This is a genomic window from Pedobacter mendelii (assembly GCF_014635725.1).
Lineage (GTDB): Bacteria > Bacteroidota > Bacteroidia > Sphingobacteriales > Sphingobacteriaceae > Pedobacter > Pedobacter mendelii.
This window is the reverse complement of the sequence record NZ_BMDJ01000001.1, coordinates 647,020-673,270: the sequence shown is the minus strand read 5'-3', so window position 1 is coordinate 673,270 and position 26,251 is coordinate 647,020. Positions and strand designations below refer to the sequence as shown.

The following is a 26,251-nucleotide window of genomic DNA, read 5'->3' as shown; positions in this document are numbered from 1 at the left end:
CATGAAAACAGTATTAAAACTTACAATCATTTGCACAATTATTTTTATAGCTAATAGTTGCTTTGCGCAAAATGTACACTTTATAAAAAATGGTGTTATCGAATTCGAAAAAAGGTCGAATATGTACGCACTTATTAAAAAGCGAATAACTAAAAATAATGAAAGTTATATGAATCAGGCTTTTGATAATTATAAAAAGAGTAATCCTCAATTTAAAGCGGCAAAAAGCTTACTTAAATTTAATAGTGACAAGGGATTATATAAATTTGAGGATGATTCATCACCCGCTAACAACAACTGGCTTGCGAATAATCCGATTGCTGATTTAAAAAACGTTGTTGCAACTGATTTTAAAACTGAAACCAATACCATTCAAAAAAGCGTTTATGAAGCAACTTATCTTGTTAAAGATAGTATCCGCAAAATAAACTGGAAAATTACCGATGAAACCCGTGACATTGCAGGTTATGAGTGCCGAAGAGCAAATGCAATAATTATGGATTCGGTGTATGTTGTTGCCTATTACAGTAATCAAATTGCCGTATCGGGAGGGCCAGAATCTTTTGCTGGTTTACCAGGAATGATTTTGGGTTTAGCATTGCCTCATGAAAATATAACATGGTTTGCAACAAAGGTTACTGAAACTGTAGTGCCGGAAAAAGAGTTACTACCACCAACAAAAGGCAAACCCGTAGATAATGCTGCATTAAGAAAGGTTTTAATGGCAGCAATGAAAGATTGGGGTGAGTATGCACAGCCTGATCTCAAAGCTTTTTCTCTTTAGAAATTCTATTACTAAAATGTAAATTATCGCATGAAAAACTTTATGGAGAAATTAGATATTGGTTACTTGGCTTTGCTAATATCTACTCATAAAATCATCATAGGCCAAAGCAATTCCTTCAGGCAATTCAATTTTATGTTTCCAACCCAAATTATGAAGCTTGGTAACATCCATTAATTTTCGTGGTGTGCCGTCAGGTTTGCTTGCATCAAAAACTAACTCACCTTCAAAACCCAAAACAGCTGCAATTAGAAGTGCTAAATCTTTAATGGTTAAATCATGGCCAACACCAATGTTAATTAGATTTGCTTCGTTATAGTTTTGCATTAAAAAATAACAGGCATCTGCTAAATCATCAGCAAATAAAAACTCACGCATTGGCGAACCCGATCCCCAAACTGTAACCTGCTTTTCGTTGTTAATTTTTGCTTCATGAACTTTTCTAATTAAAGCAGGTAATACATGCGAATTCTCTGGATGATAATTATCATTATAGCCATATAAATTGGTTGGCATTACGGATATAAAATTGCAGCCATACTGGTCGCGATAGGCATCACACATTTTTATACCGGCAATTTTTGCAATGGCATAAGGTTCATTAGTTTCTTCTAAAATACCGGTTAAAAGATAATCTTCCTTTAGTGGCTGAGGCGCTAATTTTGGGTAAATACAACTCGAACCTAAAAACATTAATTTTTTAACGCCCGTTAAATAAGCATTGTGAATTACATTATTTTGGATGGCTAAGTTTTCAAAAAGGAAATCGGCACGGTAAGTATTATTAGCAATAATGCCACCTACTTTAGCTGCTGCCAGAAATACGTAATCAGGTTTTTCAGTTTCAAAAAAATCAGTGGCGGCTTGCTGATTACGAAGATCTAATTCTGCTGAAGTTTTTGTTAAAAGATTTGTATATCCTTCTTTTTGTAATTTGCGATAAATGGCTGAACCAACCATGCCACGGTGACCCGCAACATATATTTTAGCATTTTTTTCCAATGAGACTTTATTAAATATTGGCAAAAGTACAACGAATTATGAATAAAGCCATAAATACTGGCAACAAAAAAATAAGTAGATAAATGATTTTTGTATTTTTGCTGAAAAAAAACTTTTGGGTAAAGATAAACTTAGACGCTTTGCAGAAATAGAAACATTTGCAAACGTATATCAATTAGAAGAAGGAAAACCATTACAGGGAAAATGGGCAGCTCAACATTTTAGAAATGAAAATCCTATTGTGCTGGAATTAGCCTGTGGTAAAGGTGAATATTCTGTTAACCTTGCTAAATTGTTCCCTAAAAAAAATTTTATAGGAATTGATTACAAAGGGAACCGTATTTGGCGTGGTGCTAAAACGGCAGTTGAAGAGGGCATTGATAACGTTGCTTTTTTAAGAATTCAGATAGAAAACCTGTTGGATTATTTTGGAGATGGAGAAATTGATGAAATTTGGATAACTTTCCCCGATCCACAACCGCAGGATAGTCGCGAGAAAAAACGGTTAACTTTTCCAGCGTTTTTAAGCAGATACAAGCAAGTTTTAAAGCAAGGTGGCAAGGTTAACCTTAAAACAGATAACGACCTGCTTTATCTTTACACTTGTGGTAAAGTAGAAGAATTAGGTTTGAAAGTTCATAAAAATACTGACCATTTATATGCATCAGAATTTGCTGATGAGGTTTTGTCTATTAAAACATATTACGAGAAAAAGTATTTGTTGCACGATAAAAATATAAACTACATTCAATTTTCATTTGAGTAATGGATACCAACTTTTACGAACAGGTTTATGAGCTAGCTCGACTTATTCCGAAGGGAAGAGTAACTTCGTATGGAGCCATCGCTAAAAGTTTGGGTGCATCAAAATCATCCAGAATGGTTGGTCATGCAATGGCTTACGCAGGTACAGCTCATCCTAAAGTTCCGGCACACCGGGTTGTAAATAGTAGCGGCTTATTAACGGGTAAATTTCATTTTAGTCCGCCAGAACTGATGGAAGAAATGTTAGATCAGGAAGGCATAAAAGTTAAAAATGATAAGGTTGTAGATTTTAAGAAGGTATTCTGGAATCCGATGGATGAAATTACCTTGTAATTAATGGAGGTGCTTTCTGGTAATCGGTAAGGGTAAAAATTATCAAAATTAAAAGACCCAAACAGGCAAAATAGATTTCATCAACTAGATTTCCTTTAAAGAAAGTAAAGGCCAGAATTACAAGTAAAATACTCACCACCAGTTCAATTAGTCCGTGCAGTTTTAAATGCACAATTTTAAAAATGCCGCCGCTAAAATCGGTAATTATTGTTAATAAAAAATGGATTACAGCCAAAGCATAACATAGGGTAGAAGCGGTATCGCTTAAATGAAAAATGTTGGGCGATGCCAATAATAAAATAATCAGAACAAAATCTAATATTGCGTGAAATTTAGGAGTAATAATTTTCATGTTGATTGTTGCTTTTGATGTAAACAAATAATTTGTAAAAAAGATTTAACTAAATTATAATGAGAAAATTAGTAGAAGAATTTAATGGCTATCGCGAAAAAATGAACGATAGAATAATGGAAACCGCGAATACCAATATCAAACGTTTCTTTGCTTTAGATACAACCTCTTACGCCGATGGCGCTTTAGATGTTAAAACTAAAGAGATGTTAGGCTCGGTTGCTTCAATGGTTTTGCGTTGCGATGACTGCATTAAGTATCATTTAGGTAAATGCCATGATGCCGGCGTTAACAGTGAAGAAATGAGTGAGATTTTTATGATTGCAAACTTGGTTGGAGGAAGTATTGTTATTCCGCATTACAGAAGAGCCGTTGAATACTGGGATGAGTTGAATGCGATTTAAAAAGATGTATTTTACACAATTATTTTACAATCCTTAAATCCCCAAAATCCTTGCCTTATTTTTTAGCCGCATTGTAAGCTTTAACCATATTGCTAACATCATTGCTGTTTAGTGCTGTGTTTGCCTCAATCTGTGATTTAATACTAGGTTCATCGCCCAGTTTTTGAAGTAGAATCGTTTTTACTTCTGCTTTTTTAATATCATTGGTAATGGCTTTAATCGGGATTTCCTGAAGTGGTCCGGCGCCAGGTTTTTCGATAAAATATCTTACCACTGGTGCACCAGCTGGTCGGTCAGGTGTATTTCGGCCACCACCAATACTTAATCCGCCGCCTAAACCCATGCCGCTACCATAGCCGCCAGTACCTGTGCCAATTCCAATTGAGGGCCTAAACCTTACATTTTTCTGCTTTACAGGAGGCATTAATGTTTCGCCCCCAAAAGAATACAAGTTTACAGCGCCCATTTCAATTAACTTAACAAAACGATATTCTAAATTTTTACCAGTTGCGAAGCCCTTGCTTAAATAGCTATTTCCATTCCAGAAAAAATTCTTTACATCCCTTGCCGGAAGAATTACATCAGTCTGGTCATTTGCACTTATAAAAACGGAGAAGTAATCCGTTCCCTTTATCGTTCCACGAATTACATCATCATTATTTTTTACAATAAAGTCTTGTGCATCAACCGAAAAAATGCTGAATAAAAAAAACGCAGTAAAAAAGCTAAAAATCTTCATAGTAAAGGCTAATGTTTAGGATAACGCAATTTTAATGCTTTTGGCACATCATTCCTAAAATTTCATGCGTTTTAGTTTCGTCAGATTATTAACTTTGGTTAATTTACTAACCTGATAAATTCAGTTTATCGGTAATCATTAAATCTGTGTAATCACATGAATAATAAAAAACTCTTTCTTTTGGATGGAATGGCGCTAATGTACAGAGCGCATTTTGCGTTAAGTAAAAATCCACGTTTCACCTCCTCTGGTATAAACACATCGGCAGTAATGGGCTTTACCAATACTTTGCTTGATGTTTTGAAGAAAGAAAAACCAACACATATTGCGGTTGTTTTTGATACAGAAGCACCAACCGAAAGACATACCACTTACGAAGCTTATAAAGCACAACGCCAGGCCATGCCCGAAGATTTGGCCGCGGCGATGCCTTATGTTATTAAACTAATTACGGGCTTCAACATTCCTGTTATTACTTCCGATGGTTATGAAGCAGACGATATTATTGGTACATTGGCTAAAAAGGCAGAGTTAAAAGGCTATCAGGTTTACTGTATGACACCTGATAAGGATTTTGCTCAACTCGTTTCTGAGAATATTTTCATTTATAAGCCAGCAAGAATGGGGAATGATATGGAAATACTCGGTGTTAAAGAAATTCTGGCAAAATGGGAAATTGAAAATGTACTTCAGGTTATTGATATTTTAGGTTTATGGGGCGATGCAGTAGATAACATTCCAGGTATTCCGGGTATTGGGGAGAAAACAGCGAAACTTTTAATTAAGCAATACGGTTCGATGGAAAATATCATTGCCCATTCGAACGAATTAAAAGGAAAACAGCGCGAAAACGTAGAAAATTTTGCAGAACAAGGCTTACTTTCAAAAAAGCTTGCTACAATTTTATTAGATGTCCCGGTTGAATTAGACGAGGCAAGTTTAGAACTTTGCGACCCAAGCCGTGATTTGTTAGAGCCACTTTTTACAGAATTAGAATTCAGAACTTTAGGTAGAAGGGTTTTTGGAGATGGATTTTCTGTTACTACAGCAAGATTTGAAGAAGGTGCGCAAACCGATTTGTTTGGAAACCATTCGGTAGAAACCATTCAATATACAAATAATTTAGAAGAGGAACCAGCAGAAAAGCTTCCTGCTAAAACGATAGACAATACCGAACATGACTATCGATTAGTTGAAACAGCAGACCAGCGTGCAGATTTGATCAAGCTTTTACTTACACAAGATAGAATTTCATTCGATACAGAAACAACCGGTACAGATGCAAATATGGCAGATTTGGTTGGCTTATCTTTTTCTATTAAACCAGGTTCGGGTTATTATATCCCAGTTTCGGCAATTAGAGAAGAAGCACAGGCAGTTGTTGATGAATTTAGAGTGGTTTTGGAGAATGATAAAATTGAAAAAATTGGGCAAAATACCAAATACGATATCTTAGTTTTAAAATGGTATGGTTTGCAGGTTAAAGGAAAGCTTTTCGATACCATGCTGGCTCATTACCTAATAGACCCCGATACAAGACATGGAATGGATGTTTTATCTGAGAATTATTTAGGTTATTCGCCAATTTCCATTACAAAATTAATCGGGCCTAAAGGTAAAAATCAGGGAACTATGCGTGATGTTCCCGTTGCAGATGTTGTAGATTACGCTGCAGAAGATGCAGATGTTACCTTACAACTTGCCCATATTTTCGAACCTAAATTAAAAGAATTAAACGCTGCTAAACTGGCAGCAGAAATTGAAAATCCTTTAGTTTATGTTTTGGCCGATATCGAAAAAGAAGGTGTAAGAATTGATATGGAAACCTTGAAAGCATATTCTAAAGAGCTTGAAAAAGATATCATCAAATTTGAGCAGAACGTTTACGATAAAGCAGGTATAAAATTTAACCTTGCATCACCAAAACAACTTGGAGAAGTTTTATTCGATAAACTACAGTTAGACCCAAAAGCTAAGAAAACCAAAACGGGCCAATACCAAACTGGAGAAGATGTTTTAACTGCCTTAGCAAGTAAAAGCGATATTGTAAAGGATATTTTAGATTTCCGACAGTTGCAGAAACTTAAATCTACTTATGTTGATGCTTTGCCACTTATGGTAAATCCGAAAACGGGTCGTGTTCACACATCATACAACCAGGCGGTGGCAGCTACCGGGAGGTTAAGCTCCAACAATCCGAATTTACAGAATATCCCAATCCGTACAGAAAGAGGAAGAGAGGTTAGAAAAGCATTTATAGCCAGAGATGAAAATCATATTTTGTTATCTGCCGATTATTCTCAAATAGAGCTACGCATTATTGCCGAAATTAGTAAAGAAGAAAATATGCTCGATGCGTTTAGCAAAGGCATCGATATTCATACGGCAACCGCAGCAAAAGTTTACGGAATTACAATTGAAGAGGTAGACGGTACGCAAAGAAGAAATGCTAAGGCAGTTAACTTTGGTATTATTTATGGTCAGTCGGCTTTTGGTTTATCACAAAATCTGGGCATACCCCGTAAAGAAGCAGCTGAAATTATTGAACAATATTTTGCTCAATATCCTGGTATAAAACGCTATATGAGTGATACCATGAATTTTGCACGTGAAAATGGATTTGTAGAGACAATTATGGGTAGAAGACGTTATTTACGCGATATTAACTCGGCCAATCAAACTGTTCGTGGCTTTGCAGAACGAAATGCAATTAATGCTCCAATTCAAGGCTCTGCTGCAGATATGATTAAAATTGCTATGATAAATATCCATAAAGAAATGAAAGCTCAAAATCTGCAATCTACCATGACAATGCAAGTGCATGATGAGTTGGTTTTCGATGTTTTGAAATCGGAAAAGGAAGTTATGAAAGCCATCATTCAGGATAAAATGGTAAATGCAATTAAACTTACTGTGCCAATTGTAGTTGAAATTGGTGAAGGTGAAAATTGGCTAGCTGCACATTAATTATGAAAAATATAATTTTTGTTCTTTTTATTTTTATCTCCATATCAAGCTTTGCACAACAGAGCGATACTTTGTATAGTTATACAAATATTGGCGGTAAAGCGCTTAAGAAAATCGATATGGCTGTAAATATTTATAAAATATACAAAGGTGATAGCGCAGGATGGGTTAGAATAACTTCTGATAAAAGTCTGAATTTACTTAAAAAGGAAACATTTACTGATTCAAAATTAATCACATTAAATGGCTCTTATATTGAATATCAAAATGGGAAAATAAGTTTTTTTGGTTCTTATATAAAAGGTAGTAAGACTGGGTTATGGACTAGAAATTATCCGGAAGGACAAATAATGGAAACCGAAACATATAATCAAGATACATTGAGTGGCCCTTTTAATTCTTATTATCCTAATGGAAAAATAATGGAACAAGGTAATTACGAACATGGCAAAATGAATGGCGATTGGAAATTATACGGAGAAGACGGCGGGTTAAAATCTGTTAAGATTTTCAAAAATGGAATTCTTTCTGGTTCTGAGATGAGTGACGTTAAATTGTTAAATCTAACACCTCCTCAATTCCCTGGAGGTATAAAAATGTTTTATCAGTACCTCGGTAGAAATATTAGGTATCCAAAAGAGGCACGTAATGCAATGTTAACGGGAAAAGTTTACTTTCTTATCACTATTGATAAAGAAGGCAAAGCAAAAGATTTCAAGGTTATATCTTCACCGGGTGACGTCCTTACAGAAGAAGCTAAAAAAGTGGTAATGAATTCGCCGAAATGGATACCTGCAACTAAAGATGGTAAGCCTGTTGATATGAAGCAAACTTTGAATATAAATTTCTCTTTAAACTAATATCTGCATATAATTTTTTCCTATCTTCATTAAATCTTCATCCCGATTAATCAATTTTATATCAACAAATAAACGAGTAAAACAAAAAATTAAGAACATGAAAAAATTATTGAGTTTAATCGCAATCGCAGCATTTGGTTTAACAACAGCATTTGCTCAAACACCTGCTACAGCAACTCCAGCTAAAAAAGCAGTAAAAAAAGAGGTGAAAACTACTGTAGCACCAGCAAAGGCGGCAACAAAAATGGAAGCTAAAAAGGTAGAAACCAAAACAACTACCACGGCTTCGAAAATGAAGGCAGATGGATCACCTGATATGCGTTTTAAAGATAACAAGGCTAAAGCAGTAACAAAAGTTGCAGGGCCAACTAAAAAAGATGGTACAGCAGATATGCGTTACAAAGCAAATAAAAAGAATTAGTTTTAGGTTTTTAATTTGAGCGTCTTGATGGAAATCAAGACGCTTTTTTTGTTTTATAAATCTATTGTCTCACCAATTTCTGGCAATAACAAAGTTTTATTTTCTCTACTAAACTTATCTAGAGCTACTTTTGTGTCAATTTCGATAACCGGAAAAGTATTGTAATGAACACCAATCACTTTATCGCAGTCAAAATATTTTGTAGCAATTAAAGCATCATCAACATCCATAGTATAATTCCCACCAATTGGCAAAATTGCGTAGTCTAAATTATAAATATCTGCTAAAACTTTCATTTCAATAGTTAAGCCAGTATCTCCAGCAAAGTAAATTTGCTTACCATCAATTTCTAAAACAAATCCAGCAGGATTACCGCCATAGCCACCATCTGGCAAGCTAGAAGAGTGTGTAGCAACAACCATTCTAACCGTTCCCCAGTCGAATGTAAACTTGCCAAAATTCATTTCGTGGAATTTTTCTATACCTTGTTTTTTCGCCCATGTAACAACTTCGGGCATGGCAATAACCGTAGCGCCTGTTTGTTTTGCAAGCATTGCCAAATCGGCAACGTGGTCGCCGTGGCCATGACTTACCAGGATATAATCAGCTTCAATTGCGGCAACATCAACGTCTTTAGCTAATGGATTGTGGGTGATAAATGGGTCGAACAAAAGTTTTTTACCTGCACCTTCTAATAAAAAGCACGATTGACCATAATATGTAAATTTCATAATATTGAGATTTTAACTTGTGAAAAAGAGATATTTCGTATGCTTGCTTTAAGCTCTTATATTACTACCCAAACATGCCGCCTAAACCACCAAGCATATCTTTCGCAGAGGCTTGCATTTCAGTTGAGCTTACTTCTTCTGCATTAGCCAAAGCTTTGTTTATTGCAGTAAGCAAAAGTTCTTCAAGCTCTTCTTTGTCTGCTTTCTTTAAAAATTCCTCATCAATTGCTACAGCTGCAATTACTTTATTTGCAGTTGCTGTAATTTTGATAGCACCATTTTCTACCTCACCAAATACCGAAATTGTATCCAGGCGTTTTTTAATTTCTTCGGCTTTTTGTTGAGCCGCAAATAACTTATCGAACATAATTTTGTTTTTATTATAAAACGAAATTAAGGCTATTTGTTTTCTTTTAAATGTAATTTTTTTAGGATCGAAGATAACAATTAAACCCTACAGGTTTTTAAAGCTGTAGGGTTTAGAATATGTATTTAATCTTCGTCGCTTCCTGGTAAGCTGCCATTGCCTTTGTAAGCACCTTTGCGAATTATCGGCATATTAAAATGCTTGTACAAATCATCAAGATGCATTAAACTCCCGTTGGTTAAGTTTCCTAAAAAGATGATAACAATATTTTTGTCTAAATCACGAACATAAATGTGGCGGAAACCATGCCACCAGCCCGTGTGGTAAACCACTTTGTCCATCTTTTCTCCATCGAACATTCGCCATCCATAACCATAATTAAAGTGTCCGTTAACCGGTTTATTATGACCGGTGTAAGCAGAATCTAAACTCTTTTTGGTTAGTAAGCGACCGTTTTTCAAATACTTATCAAAAAGTACTAAATCGTGTACTGTACTATAAATTCCTTTATCACCAACAGGTCCATCTAAAAAGTTTTGAGCTACGGAGTAACGCCATGAGCGGTCGTGACCAACAACATCAACAGGTATTTTTTCATACTCCGAAGTGCTGTAAACGTGGGTATGTTTTAATCCAGCGGGTTTAAAAACATGTTCCATCATGTATTGCGAATAACGCTGACCTGTAACTTTTTCTATAATTGCGCCCAAAACCATAAAGTTTGAATTATTGTAATGAAAGCGGTTATCTGGTTTCGTATACGGATTAGGTTTTTTCTCGGCGATAACATTCATCACATCCTGATTAGTTACGCCTTTTTTCATCGGACGTTTTTCTTTCCTCCAGATATCATCAATGAAATAGACATAATTCATCATACCGCTACGGTGAGTAAGCAACAATTTTACAGTTATACCTTCATAAGGGAAGTTAGGGAAGAATTTTTTAACATTATCATTTAAAGAAAGTTTCCCAGCCTCAACCAACTGCATAATTGCTGTTCCGGTAAAGGTTTTGGTAATCGAAGCAAGTTCAAATTCTGAATTTATTTTAAGGCTGTCGCGATGAAGGTAATCTGCCCAGCCAATGGCTTTTTCATACAAAATTTTGCCGTCTTTTGCCACAAGCATATTTCCATTGAAACCGTATTTTTTATGCAGGTTATCAACGAAGTCTGCTATCCACTTATCTCCTTTTGCCGGATTATAAACTAACAGTGAACTGTCGGCTTTATCATCTTCTTTAGTTCTGATTTTAGCATCAGCAGCTTTTTTTTCTTCTGATTTTTTGTTATTACAAGCTGTTAAGAGGGTTAAAGAGATGGCAAATGCAGAGATTATATATTTAAAATTCATTTATTCGGGCAGACTAGATTTAAAACCCGAAAATTAAATAATTTTGACGCGTAAAAGCCAAAGAGTTTTAAACATTTTTACATTGCTGGTTGTACCAGCATTCAAATAAATGGCCGCTTTTGCCGTAAACCGGATCGTTATCTGGTTTTTCTACTTTTGCAATATCTTCATCAGTTTCAGGGCGTTCGCCAGCTTCTCCATACTTCATATTATAACCAATCCCTTTTGGATAGGCACCCACAACAGTAAAGTCATCGCTGGCTCTAAGCCTTTTATGTGCAACGCCGGCCGGAATTACCAAAACATCGCCTTTGTCAAGTTCGATACAAACACCATGTTCGCCCCCAAATTGTACATCTGCATTGCCGCAGTAAACGCCCATAACTTCATGTGTATTGCTGTGGTAGTGGTGATAATCAAAAATTCCATCTACCCAAAAATTGCCATATCCATTTTGTGCAAAAACAGTTTTAATTATATCAATTTTATCATCAGGATGAATTAAAAATGCACCTTTGTAAATCATTAACGGATAAAAAGGATTGTTGGGAAAATTTCCGTTCTCTTCTATTTTATGCGAAACCAAGTATGCTTCCTGAATTAATTTTTCTTTATCCATGATTTAAGTTTTTTTATTATCTAACAAAAGATTGCTTAAAGGGTTTACAATTTTCATTGTATTGAATAGATAATTTAGAAATAATTGTTGAATGAGGTTTTTAAATTACATCAACAAATGCTATCTTAAGTTTATTTTACAATAAATATATCCTATTTTGTATGATGAAACGCTCAATCCTATCTGCCTTAATAAGTTTAACCCTATTTTCTTCATGTAAAGAATCTGACTCCCAATTTGGTCAAAAACTGGTTAATGTATTCAAAACAAAAAGCATTAATAAGCGCAAGATTGACTGGGATATGTTTGAAAGGGAGGTGCTAAAAAGCGCAATAATATCAAAAGATTCAGCAATCATTACTTCCCTAACTTTAAATAATAATCCTCATACATTTTTTCTGAAGGGCAAAAAGATTCTGAAAGGAAACTATGCCTTAAATATACCCATAGATACATGTCATCTGTTTGGAAATTTAAATAAGAATTTATTGGAAAATATAGGTTATGTTAGGGTTGATGGTTTTAATACTAATACTTCTGAATCTTATAGAAAGGATACGTTATCTAGCAATTATATTAATGATATAGTAAATTCTATTCGAAAACAAGATAGAGATAATTTGAGAGGCTGGATAATTGATTTAAGATATAATTCTGGGGGGGATATGTGGCCGATGTTAGTGGCAACAACTCCATTTTTATTACCTTCAATACTTGGTTCTTTTAAAGAAGAAAACCGAAATTTAACTTGGCGTTTAGATAATAATGAAATTTGGCTTGGTGATAATTCTCAGAATATAAGGCTGGGAGTAGGTAAAATTAAATATAAGATAATTAACAAAAATGCAAAGATTGCAGTATTAATAAATCATCGTACAAAAAGTGCTGGTGAAGCAATAGTTCTCGCTTTAAAGTCTCTAAATAATGTTAAATTATTCGGTTTACAAACTCATGGATTTGCAACATCAAATGAAACTATATACTTTGGAAATAAAGAAGTTTTAGTTTTAACAACAGGATTTATGGCTGATTTAAAAGGGCAAACATACCCAAATGGTATTTCTCCTGATGTATCCACCTGTTCTATGAAGATGCTAAATTATGAACTTAATAAATGGTTGTTAGAATGATAATATGAACATATTTGCTACTAAAATAAAAGTTTGTGCTTTTTATAGCTTACATCATCATTCCCTAACTAATTGTGATTATTTCTGTTCCTCAGCCCATGCATCCATTTTAGCTTCAAATACAGATAGTGGCAAAGAACCATCTTTTAAAACCTCTGTATGAAAGGCAGAAAGTTTAAATTTAGCACCGAGTTCTTTTTCGTATTTAGTTCTCAATTCTCTAATTTTCATTGCACCTGTTTTGTAGCCTAAAGCCTGAGCAGGAATACCCATATAACGTTCAATTTCTGCCGTCGCACCTTCAGTACTTATCGCTTCATTATCTGTCATGTACTTTATCGCATCTTCTCGGCTCATATTTTTGGTATGAATAGCAACATCAACAACCAAACGAATAGCCCTGTGCATTTCATCGCCCAAAGCACCCATGTGCTGATATGGGTCTTGATACAATCCAAGTTCTTTTCCCAAAGATTCACAATATAAAGCCCAGCCTTCTACATAAGCATTATGGCCACCAAATCGGCGAAAATTAGGAAGCAGCGTATTTTCCTGTGTTAAGGAAATTTGGTAGTGATGTCCAGGAATTGCCTCATGCAGAAAAAGAGACTCCATTCCCGAAGTGGTGTTGAAAGTTTTTGCATCCAAAATTGGCACATAAAAAATACCTGGTCGTTTACCATCTGCCGAACCCTGATTGTATTCTGCACTTGCAGAGGCCGCTCTGAAAGCTTCTGTCTGGCGAATTTCAAAAGGAGTTTTAGGCTCGTTCTCAAACATTTTTTTTAAGTTCGGCTTCATACGCTGGTGTATGTTTTCAAAAGCAGCTAAAATCTCCTGTGGATTTTTATAAGGCATAAACTTTTTATCCGTTTTCATGTATTCAAAAAAGGCTTTTAAATCACCTTTAAATCCGACTAGGTTTTTAATGCTATCCATTTCGCCTTTAATACGGGAAACCTCTTTTAAACCTGTTTGATACACTTCTTCAGGTGTTTTGTTTGTGGTTGTTTGTTGTCGTACCAGGTAAGCATACCACTCAGCACCACCCGGCAGAGCCGAATAACCAGATGTAGATCTCGCTTTAGGTAAATATTCATTTTTTAAATAGTCGCCCAGTTTTTTGTAAGTTGGGATAATCACATTTGTTATCGCATTGCGATATTCTTCTGTCATTTTTTGTTTCTCGGCAGAAGAAAAAGTGTTCGGAATTGACTTAACAGGGCCATAAAATAAACTTTGTTCTGGTGTTGCTACAACCATACTTTGCATTTGAGGAATCATTTTTACCACCAAAGCTTTCGGAAGTACAAAACCTGCAGCTGCTCCTTTTTTGAAATTGCCAATTGCTGTATCGGCCCAAATGGAAAATGCATTAACTCGCTTAAGCCAATCTTCGTAATTTTTGATGGTTTTAAAAGGCTGGGCGCCCGTACCTGAACCTAATTGACCAAACATCAACGGCAAAGCAAACATCTGGTTAAAAGGAAAATATTCGAAGTGGTATTTTAACCCTTCGATATTCATACCCAGCTGATCTTTCAGGTAGTCAAAAGATAGTTTATCGTTCTTATTAAGGTTTTCTCTATCGTAATTACCCAAACTATCCAGATAACGCTCATTAAAGCTTCTATATTCTCTGATAAATGCTTCTGACCCATCATTTGGCAGGAGATCGTTGTAGCGCTCATCTCCTATAAAAGTTGCAGAAATGGGATTTAATTTTAATCCATCCTGATAGTAGGTTTCGCACATTGATGCAAATTTTTTATTTGCTTCTGTATTTTCAGGTTTATTGCTTTGCTTACAGGCTATAATAGCAGTTGCACATACAGCCAAAAGAACTATCTTCTTCATTGAATTTGGTTTAGGGTTCTAATCAAAAATAGTAAAAATCAGATGATTTTTTTACCTCCCGCAGATCAAAGAGATTTTCGCAGATTATAGATTGGGATTACTCGTTAACTTTAACACCGTTGATATCAAGAACTCAATTTACCGAAAAGTTAATGGTCTGTAGTTATGAGCTGTAAAATCAGCGTAGATCTGCGAAATCAGCGGGAGATATTTTCTAACAGAATCTTAATTTTTCTCCTGCAAATCAAGAAGCTTTCCGCAGAACCAAAAACCGTTTAATCAAAAAAGCCAATCCTTTTAAACGAATTGGCTTTAATATTAATATTATCCTTAGATAAACTCAGGATGAGAAATTATTACGCTAATAACCTGATTGGCTCTTCTAATAAACCTTTCAAAGTTTGTAAAAATTGAGCTCCTGTTGCACCATCAACCACACGGTGATCGCAACCTAACGTTAATTTCATAACATTACCTGGAACAACAGCGCCATTTTTAACAACTGGCACAGCCTGAATAGCACCTACTGATAAAATTGCACCATCTGGAGAGTTGATAATTGATGTAAATTCATCAATACCAAACATACCTAAGTTAGAAACGGTAAAAGTTGAGCCTTCCCAATCTGCTGGTTGTAATTTTTTAGCTTTCGCTTTACCACCGAAGTCTTTTACTTCAGCAGAAATGTGAGATAAAGATTTACCATCAGCAAAGCGAACCACAGGAACTAACAAACCATCTTCAACAGCCATGGCAACACCAATATTTGTATGTTCATTGAAGCGGATTTTATCACCTCCCCATGATGAATTAACAGCCGGGTGCTTTTTCAATGCAACTGCAACTGCTTTAATTACGATATCGTTGAAAGAAACTTTAACAGGAGCAACTGCATTGATTGCTGTACGAGCAGCCATTGCATTATCCATATCGATACTGATTGTTAAATAGAAATGTGGAGCAGTAAATAAACTTTCAGCCAAACGTTTTGCAATTACTTTACGCATTTGCGAAACAGGTTGCTCAGTAAATTTAACCTCACCAACATAAGTAGGAATTGCTGGAGCTGCGGCAGTAGCTTTCTCTGTTAATGGAGCGCTTTCGGCTTTAGCATTTCCACTTTCTACTTTTGGAGCTGCTGGTTTATAGTTCTCAATATCTTTTTTAATGATTCGACCACCTTCTGCGCTACCCGCAACTTGTGCCAAATCAATACCTTTATCTTTTGCGATTTTTTTAGCTAAAGGCGATGCTTTAACGCGGCTATCAGAAGAACTTTCTGCAACTGGTACAGATGAGTTTGCATCAGCATTTGCAGTTTGCTTTTCTTCTTTTGAAGAATCTGCTCCTGCTTCGCTTTCAGCTTTAGGTTTCGAACTTTGAGTTCCTCCAGCTAAAATTCCGCTAACATCAGTACCTTCTGGACCAACAATAGCTATAATGCCATTAACTTTAGCAGCAGCACCTTTTTCTACACCAATGTGTAATAAAGTTCCGGTTGCGTAACCCATAACTTCCATAGTTGCCTTATCGGTTTCTACATCAGCTAAAACATCATCATCCTTAACTTTGTCGCCTACTTTTTTATGCCATTCGGCAATAACGCCTTCAGTCATAGTATCGCTTAACAAAGGCATACGAATAACGGTAACGCCTTTTTCTGCTAATTCTTCTTCACTTAAGCCACCACCTTGAGCAGGAGTCTCATCCTTTGGTTGTTCGCTTTCAGCTTTTGGTTGTTCACCTTCAGCTTTTGGAGCTTCTGTACTTTCAGCAGGTTTTTCTTCTGCCTTATTAGCACCGCCTGCAGCGTCAATAGCTGCCTGGAAGTCTTCTCCTTCTTTTCCAATTACGGCTATAATTGCATCAATAGGAACGCCTTTGCCTTCTTCAACACCAATATGTAATAAAGTACCTTCCTCGTAAGATTCAAGATCCATAGTTGCCTTATCGGTTTCTACTTCAGCAAGCACATCGCCACTTTTTACTTTATCGCCAACTTTAACATGCCATTTTGCTAATACCCCTTCAGTCATGGTATCGCTCATTTTAGGCATTCTTACTACTTCAGCCATTATATATTATTAATTGAAAATCTTAAATTTATTAATCCATTACATAAGGATAATCCTTCTGCATGTATACATCTTTATATAATTCAGAAGCATCAGGCCAAGGAGATTCTTCAGCGAATTTTACAGCCTGATCTACAGTTGCTTTTACTTTAGCTTCAACTTCTTCAATCCAGGCTTGATCTGCATACTTTTCTTTAAGGATAGTTTCTCTGGCATGCTCAACCGGATCTTTCGCTTTGTAATCTTCTAATTCTTCTTTAGTACGATATTTTGCAGGATCTGACATGGAGTGACCGCGATAACGATAAGTTCTCATTTCTAAGAAAGTTGGTCCCTCACCTTTGCGAGCTCTTTGAATAGCTTCGTCCATTGCGTTGTGTACAGCAACAGGATCCATACCATCAACCGGACCGCAAGGCATATCAAATCCTAAACCAATTTTATAAATATCAGTCATGTTTGTAGTACGCTGTACCGATGTTCCCATTGCGTAACCATTGTTTTCGCAAACAAAAACTACGGGCAATTTCCAAAGCATGGCCATGTTAAAAGTTTCGTTTAATGCGCCCTGGCGAACGGCACCATCACCCATATAGCAAATATTAACATTATCTGTTCCTTTATATTTTTCTGCAAATGCAACACCAGCACCCAATGGAATCTGACCTCCAACAATTGCATGGCCACCATAAAAGTTATGTTCTTTGCTAAACATGTGCATCGAACCACCCTTTCCTTTAGAGCAACCAGTAGCCTTACCATACATCTCTGCCATTATGCTATCTGCACTTACACCCAAAGCTAAAGCATGAGCATGATCACGATAAGTAGTAATCATAGAATCGCCTTTTTGCATTGCAGATATTGCACCTGCAACAACAGCCTCTTGCCCAATGTATAAATGACAAAAGCCACGAATTTTTTGTTGTCCGTATAACTGGCCTGTTTTCTCTTCGAATTTGCGCATAAGCAACATCGATTCGAACCACTTTAACCACGTATCTTTATTTATTTCTACTGCACTCATTTTAGGATATTTGTTTTTTTGCGACAGCAAATCTAATTTTTTTATTGTAATTTTTGGCACTTTTTAGTGTAAAAACATCGTAGTAATTCCCTTTGCTATAGTTTTAACAGTTGTTTTACGGTTATATGCTTAAAATATCGCCTGTTAAGCAATTAGCTGCAATTTTTCAAATTCAAAACTTTGCAGTTTATCAAGATTGAGAATTATTTTTTTGTAAAATTTAATTCTGTTTTGAACCATATTTCCCTAATTTTTAATTTAAATATCGTTAAAATATTAATTTAAAGTTATATGTGTAATAAATCTGATTTTAAGCGTAGAAACCGAGATGAAAAATTAAAAATGTTAATAACTTTTGAGTTTTACAACAAAACATTTGGATAACATTTGTATTATCAATACTTTTGAAACTCAATAATAAGCCCATGTGGTTTACGTTACTGTGTAAGTGAATTACCCAAACATAACTGTATAACATGATTAAAAAATTTTTGTTTTCATCCCTAATCGCTATTTGCACGCTCTCTGCCGCATTTGCGCAAACAAAAACAAAAGAACCCGGCAAAGAATTAACAGATCCAGATAATCTTGCATCTCAATATTTCTCGCAAGTAATGGGCGTTGCTGTAGATGCAACTTCGAACTTAAAATTATATAAGTTTGTTTACGAATGGATTGGAACACCTTATAGTTTCGGTGGAAACACTAAAAAAGGAATAGATTGTTCGGCTTTTACAAAAGCGATTTACGATAAAGTTTTCAACACTACCATTAGAAGAAATTCTCGCGATATATTTAGCATGGTTGACCCATTATCTAAAGAAGATTTAAAGGAAGGTGATTTGGTTTTCTTCAAAATCAAAAGCAGAAGTATTTCACACATTGGTATTTACCTTGGCGACAACCGATTTGCTCATGCATCAAGTTCTCGTGGTGTGGTTATCAGCAATTTAAACGAGCCATATTACAGTCGTTATTTTTATAAAGGTGGAAGAATTTTAGAATCTTTTAAAAAGGACTTTACCGTAGAATAAAAAAATTTACGATTGTAGATTTACGATTGTAGATTGAATAGATATAATCCTCCTGAAGCAATTTTGGAGGATTTTTTTATACCATAAAATCAATTAATGAAATTAGCCAATAGCATAATTTTGCCATTCTTCTTTTTAATTATATTTATTAGCTGCACCAGCAATAGCGCTCAGGAAGTAGTTAATGGTATGAAGGTAGATACTATTCTTAGAAAGATTAAGGATACAATTTCGATAACAGCCGTTGGAGATATGATGCTCGGTTCGGCATTTCCATCTGCGAGTAATCTTCCTTCAGATGATGCGGTAAATAGTTTCGCAGCGGTTGATAGTTTATTGAAAGGAGATATCGTTTTTGGCAATTTAGAGGGCTGTTTTTTGAACTCCGGAAACTCTACAAAATGTAATGGCATCAACCCAAACAACTGCTACGCTTTCCGGATGCCAGAACGCTACGCTGGAATTTATAAAAAGGCAGGCTTCAATGTTATGAGCATTGCCAATAATCATGTTGGTGATTTTGATGCTAAAGGAAGGAAGAATACAGTCCGAATTTTAGATTCCTTACAAATTCACTATGCAGGCCAATTAAATAAACCTTTCGATGTATTTGAGAAAGATAGTATAAAATATGCTTTTTGTGCTTTTGCCCCGAATGAAAATACCGTTTCAATTAATAAAATTGATAGTGCCAAAGCATTAGTTAGCAGATTAAAAAAGATGGCAGATATTGTTATTGTTTCCTTTCATGGTGGAGGTGAAGGTGCAAGATTTGAACATGTAACACGCAAAAATGAAATATTCTATAACGAAAACCGGGGGAATGTTTATGCTTTTGCACATGCAGTTATTGATGCTGGGGCGGATATCGTTTTAGGTCATGGCCCCCATGTAAGCCGTGCTGTGGAAGTTTACAAAAATAAATTTATTGCTTACAGCATGGGGAATTTTTGTACCTATGGCATGTTTAGCTTAAAGGGAAACAATGGTTTTGCCCCACTGTTTCAAGTTAAAGTTAATGGCAAGGGCGATTTTTTATATGCTGATGTAATTTCGGTTAAGCAAGAAAAAATAAGCAGATTAACAGTGGATGAAAATCATACCGCATTCAAAAGAATTAAACAATTAACAGATGAAGACTTTGTTGGGCACAAACTTGAATTCGAAAATAATAGGATAACAGCTCAGCCATAATCTCAATCTCGACCTTAACCTCAACCCTCAAAACATGAAAACAGGATTAACTCTTCACTATATCGTTGGTATTGCAGCAGCAATTTTAGTTTTAGCGGCAGCTTACTACATCAATCAAAACCCAAAGAATATAGTTTCTGCCGGAATAATAATTTTGGCAGGTTCGCTGGTTGCTTTTAGCCAGTATTTGATAATTAGAAGAAATAAAAAATAATATATGTTTATCCCACAAGAAGAAACTAAGTAGTATTTGTTAAAATAGATAGGCTGGTAGCTAAAATTACACCTCATCCTTAGTATTCTTTACCAAACCAATTCCAGAAACAAAGAATATCAATCCAATTATACCATAAACTAACAATCCTCTACTATTCTGGCTATGGTTAACGAAACCATAACCGGCATAAACTAATCCAATTATACCTAAAATAGTCAGGACCGTTCCAAAAGTGCGTTTTACGTTCATAGTTTTAAAATTATCAGAGTAAAGACAATAATTTTTGATTTTTGTTTTCATTTGAATAAAAAGATAAGCTAATCAAAAAAATAAGCCACAGATTAACAGATTTAAAATCTGGTAATCTGTGGCTTTAAATTGAACTAATTAAACTAATCTTTTACCAAACCCCTAGTCTATTGGCCGGTACAACATACATTTTTGCGGTTGCTGGTATGTTAAAGGCTTTATAGAAAGCTTCCATGTTATAAACAGGACCATTTACACGAAACATTTCAGGGCTATGTGGATCTGTTTTTAAACGAACACGCATGCTTTCATCGCGGTTTTTCACTCTCCATACCTGTGCAAAGCTTAAAAAGAAACGTTGGTCGGGTGTAAAACCGTCAATCTTTTTATCTCCTTTGCCTTGTTCAGTAAGTTTAAATGCATCATAAGCAATATTTAATCCACCAATGTCGGCCAAGTTTTCGCCTAATGTTAGTGCGCCATTTACATGCTGATTATCTAATAAAGAGAAGTTATTGTAAAATGCAACCACTTTATCGGCTTTGGTTTTAAATTTAGCAGCATCATCTTTTGTCCACCATTCTTTTAAATTACCTGCTGCATCGTACTGGCGACCTTGATCATCAAAACCGTGAGTCATCTCGTGTCCAATAACCGCACCAATACCGCCATAATTAATCGCATCATCGGCATTAAAGGCGAAGAAAGGAAACTGCAAGATTCCGGCAGGAAATACAATTTCATTAAACGAAGGATTGTAATAAGCATTTACAGTTGGTGGTGTCATTCCCCATTCGGTTTTATCAACAGGTTTACCTAACTTATCCATCATCTCTTTATAATCGTGCTTTTTAGCCGATTGAAGATTTGCGTAATAAGTGTTTTTAGAAATTTCTACATCATCATATTTTTTCCATTTATCAGGATAACCGATTTTCTTAACAAAAGCATTTAATTTCTCTAATGCTTTTTTCTTCGTTTCAGGAGTCATCCAGTCAACTTTTTTAATCCTGCCTTCATAAACTTTTTGAAGGTTATTAACCAATTCAAGCATACGTTTTTTGGCTTCAGGCTTAAAATATTGTTCGGCATATAACTGGCCTAAAAGATCACCAAGATTTCTATCAGTATTGCTCACCATTGCTTTCCATCTTTCTGTTTGCGATGGCTGACCGTAAAGCGTTTTACCAAAGAAATCAAATCTTGCTGTTCTGAAAGCTTTTGTAAGTGAATTAGAAGAAGTATTTAATGCGTCGAATTTTAGTTTTTCCTTCCAAACGTTAATCGGCTGATTCTTTAATAAACTAGATAATTCCTGGTAATATTTCGGTTGACGTACGATGACTGTATCAGTATTTGCCCCAAGTTTGCTTAAAACAGATTTAAAATCGATGTTTGGCATTTGTTTTTGAAAATCTGCAACAGCAAACTTATTATAGTTTTTTTGCGGGTCGCGAAGTTCTACAGGAGTTGAATGAGATTCTGCAATTGCTGTTTCTAACTTCAAAATATCATCAGCATATTTAGCGGCATTTAGTGAATCGCCTGCAAGACTAAATATTTTATTGATGTATTTTACATATTCTGTTCTGATTTTTTTTGCTTTTTCATCTTTATCTAAATAGTAACTACGTTCAGGTAAATTTATTCCCGATTGAGAGAAAACCAAAGCATTTTTTGAACTCATTTTATCATCTGGTTCGATACCAAAACCTAATAAATCGCCTTCGCCATCTTTAAATCCTTCCGCAATAAAATTGATTAAATCTTTATCATTTTTAATGGCATCAATTTTTGATAATAAGGGTTTAATAGGCTCTATTCCTAACTTTTCAATCGTTACAGAGTCCATTCCACTTGCGTAAAAATCTCCAACTTTTTGCTCTGCGCTCCCTTTGCTTACGCTACTCTTAGCTGCGTGTTCTAAAATGCTCCTTAGGTTTTTAATATTATCATTGTAAAGCATATAAAATGAACCCCAACCAGTTTCGGTTTTGGGGATTTGCGTATTTTTCATCCATTTTCCGTTGGCGTACAGGAAAAAATTATCGCCGGGCTTTATGGTTGTGTCCATACCGACTGCATCAAAAAATACAGTTCTTTGATCTGCTTCTGCTGCTTGATGATTTTTATCGTTCTGGCAGGCGGCAAGTAACAATAATGCTGCCGCTGGCAGAAATAATTTTCTTTTCATGGGGTTGTAATTAGTTAAGAAAATTAAAGCTACGAAAAGCATGATGTAGTTTGTATGAATTTTTTATAACTTCATAAAAAATCTAAAAAGATGCAATACATAATTTACATTCTAGTTTTCTTTGGGATCATCATCCTTTTAAGTTCTTTTGTTACTGTTAAGCAAGGTACAATAGCTGTTATTACGGTTTTTGGAAAATACCAACGGCAGTTACGACCAGGCTTAAATTTTAAAATCCCACTAATTGAGCAGATTTATTCACGTATTTCTATTCAAAATCGTTCAGTAGAATTGTCTTTTCAGGCAGTAACACAAGATCAGGCAAATGTTTATTTTAAGGCAATGCTTTTATATTCTGTAGTTAATCAGGATGAAGAAACCATTAAAAACGTAGCCTTTAAATTTGTTGATGCAACGAACTTAATGCAAGCATTAATAAGAACCATAGAAGGTTCTATTCGAGCGTATGTTGCAACGCAGAAACAAGCAAATGTTTTAGCGCAGCGTAATGAGATTGTTCTCCATGTAAAGGAACAAATCGATCAGGTTTTAGATGGCTGGGGTTATCATTTGCAAGATTTGCAGTTGAATGATATAACTTTTGATGAAGAAATTATGCGATCTATGAGCCGCGTGGTAGCATCAAATAATTTAAAAGCTGCGGCAGAAAATGAAGGACAAGCTTTATTGATTACAAAAACAAAAGGTGCAGAGGCTGATGGTAATGCAATTAAAATAGCGGCAATGGCCGAACGTGAAGCCGCTCAATTACGTGGACAAGGTATTGCTTTGTTTAGAGAGGAAGTTGCAAAGGGTATGACAAATGCTGCTCATGAAATGCAACAAGCCAATTTAGATACTTCAGTAATTCTTTTCACGATGTGGACCGAAGCAATTAAGCAATTTGCTGAATATGGCGAAGGCAACATTATTTTCTTGGATGGAAGTACTGAAGGCATGAATAAAACCATGAAAGAAATGATGGCTATGCAGTTAAACAGACAAAACCAACCTGGACAGCAAGCGAAATAGGTTTGGCGCTTCATCTAAACTTACGAAGTCTCCTCTGCTCTTAGCCTGTTTGACTTCGTATGTTTTACCATGGATCAAAAAAGCCTGCTAAAATTTTAATTTTAGCAGGCTTTTTACTGATTAAAATTCTTATTAATTGTTCTTTGGCATTAAACCAAGATTCATAACATAGTTACCCGATTGCTGCATAAAATCGCCCATTACATGTAATGATTCATCTTCAATAAAGTCGAATGCATCTTGTTTTGTTGGCTTTTCTCCTTTTTTAATTGCGGGTAAACCTCTTGCTGCTCTTAACTCATTAATCCTGGCAAGACTCTTTACCTCCTGTGCCTCGCGTTCTGCTTTAAGTTTAGCTTCATTTAATGTTACTGAAACCTCGGCATCGCGTTTTTTCATTTCTGCAAAATCTTGTTTTAAATATTTAAAATCTAAGGAGTTGGCAATACGTTGTTCGCTATTTTTTATCAGGTTAGGCTTAACAGCTGTTAAATTTGCTACTGCTTTAAAATTCGAACTTGGAATCACATCCCAAGGTAATGCCGATGGCTCTGTATCTTCTCCAATTTTATCCATTGGATATAAAGATGGGAGAATAACATCGGGCGTTACACCTTTATGTTGGGTGCTACTTCCGGCAACGCGGTAGAATTTAGCCATTGTAAGGTTTATCTGACCTAGATTAATATCTGCAGCGGTTACATTAGTTGGTGAAGTTAATGTTGTTTTGTTTTTTGTAATTAATCCTGCCATTCTTTGAAGCATACTTGGGTTTACCAGTTTATTTAAATCGATTGATGATTGAACTGTTCCTTTGCCATAAGTTTGGCTACCCATAATAATACCGCGACCATAATCCTGAATCGCACCTGCAAAAATTTCAGAGGCAGAAGCACTTAAACGATCAACCATCACACCAAAAGGACCATCCCAAGCTACACCTGTATTTTCATCCTCATCAACCTCAATTTTGTTGCGTAAATCTTTTACCTGAACAACTGGGCCTTTATCAATAAATAAACCAGTTAATGAAATTGCTTCAACTAAAGAACCACCACCATTACCACGTAAATCCATAACAATTCCATCAACCTTATCAAAAGTTTTTAAAGAATCGATAAGTTTTCTTACGTCACGTGTTGTGCTTTTGTAGTTCTTATCGCCTGCGTTTGCAGCTTTAAAATCAGCATAAAATGCAGGTAAAGTAATTACACCCATCTTATAGCTTTTACCATTCATATTAATGGTTTTTACCATTTTTTTAGCTGAAGTTTCTTCTAAAATTACTTTATCCCGTACTAGAGAGATAATGACAGGTTTAGAAGACATTTCTTTGCCGGCAGGAATTACTTTTAAACGGACTTTGGTTCCTTTGGCACCTTTAATTTTTGATACGGTAGCATCTAATCTCCAGCCTACAACATCAACAAATTCAGCGTCGCCTTGAGCAACTGCAATAATTCTATCGCCTGGAGTTAATTGTTTATCTTTAAAAGCTGGTCCGCCGGCTATAATTTCCGAAATCTTAACTACTTCATTTTCTAATTGTAATCTGGCACCAATACCCTCAAATGAGCGAGACATATCTTCGTTAAAAGCTACTGCATTTACCGGATTGAAGTAATTTGTATGTGGGTCAATAGATTCTGTAAAAGCATCCATCAAAATTTGAAATACATCTTGATTATTAGTTTTTGACGTTTGCGATTGCAAATTTTGATAACGTTTGGTTAACGTTTCTACATTTTTTGCCTGTGCGGTTCCTGCTAAGTTTAAATTTACCAGTTCGTATTTAACACGTTTTTTCCAGGTTTCATTTAATGCGGTGCTTGATGCAGCCCAAGGCATTTTTTCTCTGTCGTAAGTGTAAGTATCGTTTTGGTTGAAATCGAATTTAGTTTTTATCTGAGCTAAAGAGTAGTTGAAATACTCGTTTAAGCGTTTAGCGTACACATTGTAGATATAAAACGGACCGCTTAAATCGCCATTTTTAAAATCATCATCAAGTGTAAACCTATATTTTTCAAATTCTTTAATATCAGATGCTAGAAAGTAGTTTTTACCTTGATCTAATGATTTTATGTATTTATCTAAAATTATAGAAGATATAGAATCATTGATTTCCAGTTTTTTATAGTTATAGCTCTCGATAAGATTAACAACTTCTTTAATAACCAACTGCTGTTGTTCATCTGGCTTTACATTTGTAACGCCTTCAACAACAGGTTGAGTTTTTGGAGCGGCATGGCAAGCTAGCACTGCGGCTGTAAAAAGTACAAAAAATATTCTCTTCAACATCTCTTTAAATAATTTAAAATCCATTTCTAATTCTATATAGCCAATATGATACCATTTTATCAAATAAACAAACAAGAGACAGCATTATTACCGTCTCTTGTTAAATGGTTCAAATCTAACTAAAAGGTTTTTATTTGTCAATTGCTATAAAACAACCCAACACAGCACTTTTTGTTTTAATATCAGGCCTTTAGGCGTAATATATTTTAACAAAAATTAACATTTGTGTTTATTGTGAAGAAATT

General features: G+C 35.3%; 25 protein-coding genes. 12 read left to right on the top strand and 13 right to left on the bottom strand.

Going from position 1 to position 26,251, the window contains the following annotated elements; translation table 11 throughout:
- Position 1 precedes the first annotated feature (1 nt).
- A complete protein-coding gene (locus IEV50_RS03050; protein ID WP_188411763.1) occupies positions 2-784 on the top strand; it encodes a GLPGLI family protein in 783 nt (260 codons plus the stop codon).
- Between the two features lie 75 nt (positions 785-859).
- On the opposite strand, the gene fcl is transcribed toward IEV50_RS03050, so the two are convergent.
- Positions 860-1,786 (bottom strand): GDP-L-fucose synthase, encoded by a 927-nt coding sequence (gene fcl / locus IEV50_RS03045; RefSeq protein ID WP_188411762.1) that lies wholly within the window; start codon positions 1,784-1,786, stop codon positions 860-862.
- A 115-nt stretch (positions 1,787-1,901) separates the two neighbouring features.
- On the opposite strand from fcl, the gene trmB reads away from it, so the two are divergent.
- Both trmB and IEV50_RS03035 read left to right on the top strand, forming a co-directional pair.
- On the top strand, positions 1,902-2,552 hold the full coding sequence (gene trmB / locus IEV50_RS03040) for a tRNA (guanosine(46)-N7)-methyltransferase TrmB (RefSeq protein WP_188411761.1): 651 nt from the start codon (positions 1,902-1,904) through the stop codon (positions 2,550-2,552).
- Complete coding sequence (locus IEV50_RS03035) at positions 2,552-2,884, top strand: MGMT family protein (protein WP_188411760.1); 333 nt, start codon at positions 2,552-2,554, stop codon at positions 2,882-2,884. The genes trmB and IEV50_RS03035 overlap by 1 nt, the downstream gene beginning before the upstream one ends.
- Here IEV50_RS03035 and IEV50_RS03030 read toward each other — a convergent pair.
- Positions 2,874-3,236, bottom strand: coding sequence for a hypothetical protein (locus IEV50_RS03030; protein ID WP_188411759.1), 363 nt, complete (start codon positions 3,234-3,236; stop codon positions 2,874-2,876). The genes IEV50_RS03035 and IEV50_RS03030 overlap by 11 nt on opposite strands.
- Before the next feature lie 59 nt (positions 3,237-3,295).
- On the opposite strand from IEV50_RS03030, the gene IEV50_RS03025 reads away from it, so the two are divergent.
- Complete coding sequence (locus IEV50_RS03025) at positions 3,296-3,640, top strand: carboxymuconolactone decarboxylase family protein (RefSeq protein ID WP_188411758.1); 345 nt, start codon at positions 3,296-3,298, stop codon at positions 3,638-3,640.
- A 55-nt stretch (positions 3,641-3,695) separates the two neighbouring features.
- On the opposite strand, the gene IEV50_RS03020 is transcribed toward IEV50_RS03025, so the two are convergent.
- On the bottom strand, positions 3,696-4,379 hold the full coding sequence (locus IEV50_RS03020) for a hypothetical protein (RefSeq protein ID WP_188411757.1): 684 nt from the start codon (positions 4,377-4,379) through the stop codon (positions 3,696-3,698).
- Between the two features lie 156 nt (positions 4,380-4,535).
- Between IEV50_RS03020 and polA the strand changes: the two genes are divergently transcribed.
- The 3 genes from polA to IEV50_RS03005 all read left to right on the top strand — a co-directional run bounded on the left by polA (position 4,536) and on the right by IEV50_RS03005 (position 8,627).
- Positions 4,536-7,346 carry a DNA polymerase I gene (gene polA, locus IEV50_RS03015; RefSeq protein WP_188411756.1) on the top strand — a complete coding sequence of 937 codons (2,811 nt, stop codon included), beginning with the start codon at positions 4,536-4,538 and terminating at the stop codon, positions 7,344-7,346.
- 2 nt (positions 7,347-7,348) lie between these two features.
- Positions 7,349-8,206: an energy transducer TonB gene (locus tag IEV50_RS03010; protein ID WP_188411755.1), complete on the top strand. Its 858-nt coding sequence runs from the start codon at positions 7,349-7,351 to the stop codon at positions 8,204-8,206.
- A 97-nt stretch (positions 8,207-8,303) separates the two neighbouring features.
- Positions 8,304-8,627, top strand: coding sequence for a hypothetical protein (locus tag IEV50_RS03005; RefSeq protein WP_188411754.1), 324 nt, complete (start codon positions 8,304-8,306; stop codon positions 8,625-8,627).
- A gap of 53 nt (positions 8,628-8,680) precedes the next feature.
- On the opposite strand, the gene IEV50_RS03000 is transcribed toward IEV50_RS03005, so the two are convergent.
- The 4 genes from IEV50_RS03000 to IEV50_RS02985 all read right to left on the bottom strand — a co-directional run bounded on the left by IEV50_RS03000 (position 8,681) and on the right by IEV50_RS02985 (position 11,699).
- A complete protein-coding gene (locus IEV50_RS03000; protein ID WP_188411753.1) occupies positions 8,681-9,358 on the bottom strand; it encodes a metal-dependent hydrolase in 678 nt (225 codons plus the stop codon).
- 64 nt (positions 9,359-9,422) lie between these two features.
- Complete coding sequence (locus IEV50_RS02995; RefSeq protein WP_188411752.1) at positions 9,423-9,725, bottom strand: YbaB/EbfC family nucleoid-associated protein; 303 nt, start codon at positions 9,723-9,725, stop codon at positions 9,423-9,425.
- Between the two features lie 125 nt (positions 9,726-9,850).
- Positions 9,851-11,080 (bottom strand): serine hydrolase domain-containing protein, encoded by a 1,230-nt coding sequence (locus tag IEV50_RS02990; RefSeq protein ID WP_188411751.1) that lies wholly within the window; start codon positions 11,078-11,080, stop codon positions 9,851-9,853.
- 67 nt (positions 11,081-11,147) lie between these two features.
- Positions 11,148-11,699 carry a cupin domain-containing protein gene (locus tag IEV50_RS02985; RefSeq protein ID WP_188411750.1) on the bottom strand — a complete coding sequence of 184 codons (552 nt, stop codon included), beginning with the start codon at positions 11,697-11,699 and terminating at the stop codon, positions 11,148-11,150.
- A gap of 161 nt (positions 11,700-11,860) precedes the next feature.
- On the opposite strand from IEV50_RS02985, the gene IEV50_RS02980 reads away from it, so the two are divergent.
- The gene (locus tag IEV50_RS02980; RefSeq protein ID WP_188411749.1) at positions 11,861-12,829 is read left to right on the top strand and encodes a S41 family peptidase; all 969 of its coding nucleotides are present in this window, start codon (positions 11,861-11,863) and stop codon (positions 12,827-12,829) included.
- Positions 12,830-12,907: 78 nt separating this feature from the next.
- On the opposite strand, the gene IEV50_RS02975 is transcribed toward IEV50_RS02980, so the two are convergent.
- The 3 genes from IEV50_RS02975 to pdhA form a co-directional block, all read right to left on the bottom strand.
- Positions 12,908-14,686 (bottom strand): DUF885 domain-containing protein, encoded by a 1,779-nt coding sequence (locus IEV50_RS02975; RefSeq protein ID WP_188411748.1) that lies wholly within the window; start codon positions 14,684-14,686, stop codon positions 12,908-12,910.
- Between the two features lie 356 nt (positions 14,687-15,042).
- Positions 15,043-16,761, bottom strand: a complete 1,719-nt coding sequence (locus tag IEV50_RS02970) for a dihydrolipoamide acetyltransferase family protein (RefSeq protein WP_188411747.1) — start codon at positions 16,759-16,761, stop codon at positions 15,043-15,045.
- Between the two features lie 31 nt (positions 16,762-16,792).
- On the bottom strand, positions 16,793-17,788 hold the full coding sequence (pdhA, locus tag IEV50_RS02965; RefSeq protein ID WP_188411746.1) for a pyruvate dehydrogenase (acetyl-transferring) E1 component subunit alpha: 996 nt from the start codon (positions 17,786-17,788) through the stop codon (positions 16,793-16,795).
- A gap of 476 nt (positions 17,789-18,264) precedes the next feature.
- Here pdhA and IEV50_RS02960 point away from each other — a divergent pair, with 476 nt between their 5' ends.
- The 3 genes from IEV50_RS02960 (at position 18,265) to IEV50_RS02950 (ending at position 20,230) form a co-directional block, all read left to right on the top strand.
- Entirely contained in the window at positions 18,265-18,822 is a 558-nt protein-coding gene (locus tag IEV50_RS02960) for a C40 family peptidase (RefSeq protein WP_188411745.1), read from the top strand.
- 96 nt (positions 18,823-18,918) lie between these two features.
- Positions 18,919-20,016 (top strand): CapA family protein, encoded by a 1,098-nt coding sequence (locus IEV50_RS02955; protein ID WP_188411744.1) that lies wholly within the window; start codon positions 18,919-18,921, stop codon positions 20,014-20,016.
- A gap of 34 nt (positions 20,017-20,050) precedes the next feature.
- Positions 20,051-20,230: a hypothetical protein gene (locus IEV50_RS02950; protein ID WP_188411743.1), complete on the top strand. Its 180-nt coding sequence runs from the start codon at positions 20,051-20,053 to the stop codon at positions 20,228-20,230.
- 66 nt (positions 20,231-20,296) lie between these two features.
- Here IEV50_RS02950 and IEV50_RS02945 read toward each other — a convergent pair whose 3' ends face one another.
- Positions 20,297-20,482, bottom strand: a complete 186-nt coding sequence (locus tag IEV50_RS02945) for a hypothetical protein (RefSeq protein ID WP_188411742.1) — start codon at positions 20,480-20,482, stop codon at positions 20,297-20,299.
- Between the two features lie 151 nt (positions 20,483-20,633).
- The gene (locus tag IEV50_RS02940; RefSeq protein ID WP_188411741.1) at positions 20,634-22,676 is read right to left on the bottom strand and encodes a M13 family metallopeptidase; all 2,043 of its coding nucleotides are present in this window, start codon (positions 22,674-22,676) and stop codon (positions 20,634-20,636) included.
- A gap of 90 nt (positions 22,677-22,766) precedes the next feature.
- Here IEV50_RS02940 and IEV50_RS02935 point away from each other — a divergent pair, with 90 nt between their 5' ends.
- Positions 22,767-23,708, top strand: a complete 942-nt coding sequence (locus tag IEV50_RS02935; RefSeq protein ID WP_188411740.1) for an SPFH domain-containing protein — start codon at positions 22,767-22,769, stop codon at positions 23,706-23,708.
- A 132-nt stretch (positions 23,709-23,840) separates the two neighbouring features.
- Here IEV50_RS02935 and IEV50_RS02930 read toward each other — a convergent pair whose 3' ends face one another.
- Entirely contained in the window at positions 23,841-26,030 is a 2,190-nt protein-coding gene (locus IEV50_RS02930; protein WP_188411739.1) for a carboxy terminal-processing peptidase, read from the bottom strand.
- Between the last annotated feature and the right edge of the window lie 221 nt (positions 26,031-26,251).

Bases quoted from the DNA above. Each gene is read 5' to 3' on its own strand.
- IEV50_RS02955 (WP_188411744.1), top strand. From the start codon at position 18,919: ATGAAATTAGCCAATAGCATAATTTTGCCATTCTTCTTTTTAATTATA.
- IEV50_RS03005 (WP_188411754.1), top strand. From the start codon at position 8,304: ATGAAAAAATTATTGAGTTTAATCGCAATCGCAGCATTTGGTTTAACA.
- IEV50_RS02985 (WP_188411750.1), bottom strand. From the start codon at position 11,699: ATGGATAAAGAAAAATTAATTCAGGAAGCATACTTGGTTTCGCATAAA.
- IEV50_RS03020 (WP_188411757.1), bottom strand. From the start codon at position 4,379: ATGAAGATTTTTAGCTTTTTTACTGCGTTTTTTTTATTCAGCATTTTT.
- IEV50_RS03035 (WP_188411760.1), top strand. From the start codon at position 2,552: ATGGATACCAACTTTTACGAACAGGTTTATGAGCTAGCTCGACTTATT.
- IEV50_RS02945 (WP_188411742.1), bottom strand. From the start codon at position 20,482: ATGAACGTAAAACGCACTTTTGGAACGGTCCTGACTATTTTAGGTATA.
- IEV50_RS02935 (WP_188411740.1), top strand. From the start codon at position 22,767: ATGCAATACATAATTTACATTCTAGTTTTCTTTGGGATCATCATCCTT.
- polA (WP_188411756.1), top strand. From the start codon at position 4,536: ATGAATAATAAAAAACTCTTTCTTTTGGATGGAATGGCGCTAATGTAC.
- IEV50_RS02950 (WP_188411743.1), top strand. From the start codon at position 20,051: ATGAAAACAGGATTAACTCTTCACTATATCGTTGGTATTGCAGCAGCA.
- IEV50_RS03000 (WP_188411753.1), bottom strand. From the start codon at position 9,358: ATGAAATTTACATATTATGGTCAATCGTGCTTTTTATTAGAAGGTGCA.
- IEV50_RS03030 (WP_188411759.1), bottom strand. From the start codon at position 3,236: ATGAAAATTATTACTCCTAAATTTCACGCAATATTAGATTTTGTTCTG.
- IEV50_RS02990 (WP_188411751.1), bottom strand. From the start codon at position 11,080: ATGAATTTTAAATATATAATCTCTGCATTTGCCATCTCTTTAACCCTC.
- IEV50_RS03010 (WP_188411755.1), top strand. From the start codon at position 7,349: ATGAAAAATATAATTTTTGTTCTTTTTATTTTTATCTCCATATCAAGC.
- IEV50_RS02975 (WP_188411748.1), bottom strand. From the start codon at position 14,686: ATGAAGAAGATAGTTCTTTTGGCTGTATGTGCAACTGCTATTATAGCC.
- IEV50_RS02960 (WP_188411745.1), top strand. From the start codon at position 18,265: ATGATTAAAAAATTTTTGTTTTCATCCCTAATCGCTATTTGCACGCTC.
- IEV50_RS02980 (WP_188411749.1), top strand. From the start codon at position 11,861: ATGATGAAACGCTCAATCCTATCTGCCTTAATAAGTTTAACCCTATTT.
- pdhA (WP_188411746.1), bottom strand. From the start codon at position 17,788: ATGAGTGCAGTAGAAATAAATAAAGATACGTGGTTAAAGTGGTTCGAA.
- IEV50_RS03050 (WP_188411763.1), top strand. From the start codon at position 2: ATGAAAACAGTATTAAAACTTACAATCATTTGCACAATTATTTTTATA.
- IEV50_RS02995 (WP_188411752.1), bottom strand. From the start codon at position 9,725: ATGTTCGATAAGTTATTTGCGGCTCAACAAAAAGCCGAAGAAATTAAA.
- IEV50_RS03025 (WP_188411758.1), top strand. From the start codon at position 3,296: ATGAGAAAATTAGTAGAAGAATTTAATGGCTATCGCGAAAAAATGAAC.
- IEV50_RS02930 (WP_188411739.1), bottom strand. From the start codon at position 26,030: ATGGATTTTAAATTATTTAAAGAGATGTTGAAGAGAATATTTTTTGTA.
- IEV50_RS02970 (WP_188411747.1), bottom strand. From the start codon at position 16,761: ATGGCTGAAGTAGTAAGAATGCCTAAAATGAGCGATACCATGACTGAA.
- IEV50_RS02940 (WP_188411741.1), bottom strand. From the start codon at position 22,676: ATGAAAAGAAAATTATTTCTGCCAGCGGCAGCATTATTGTTACTTGCC.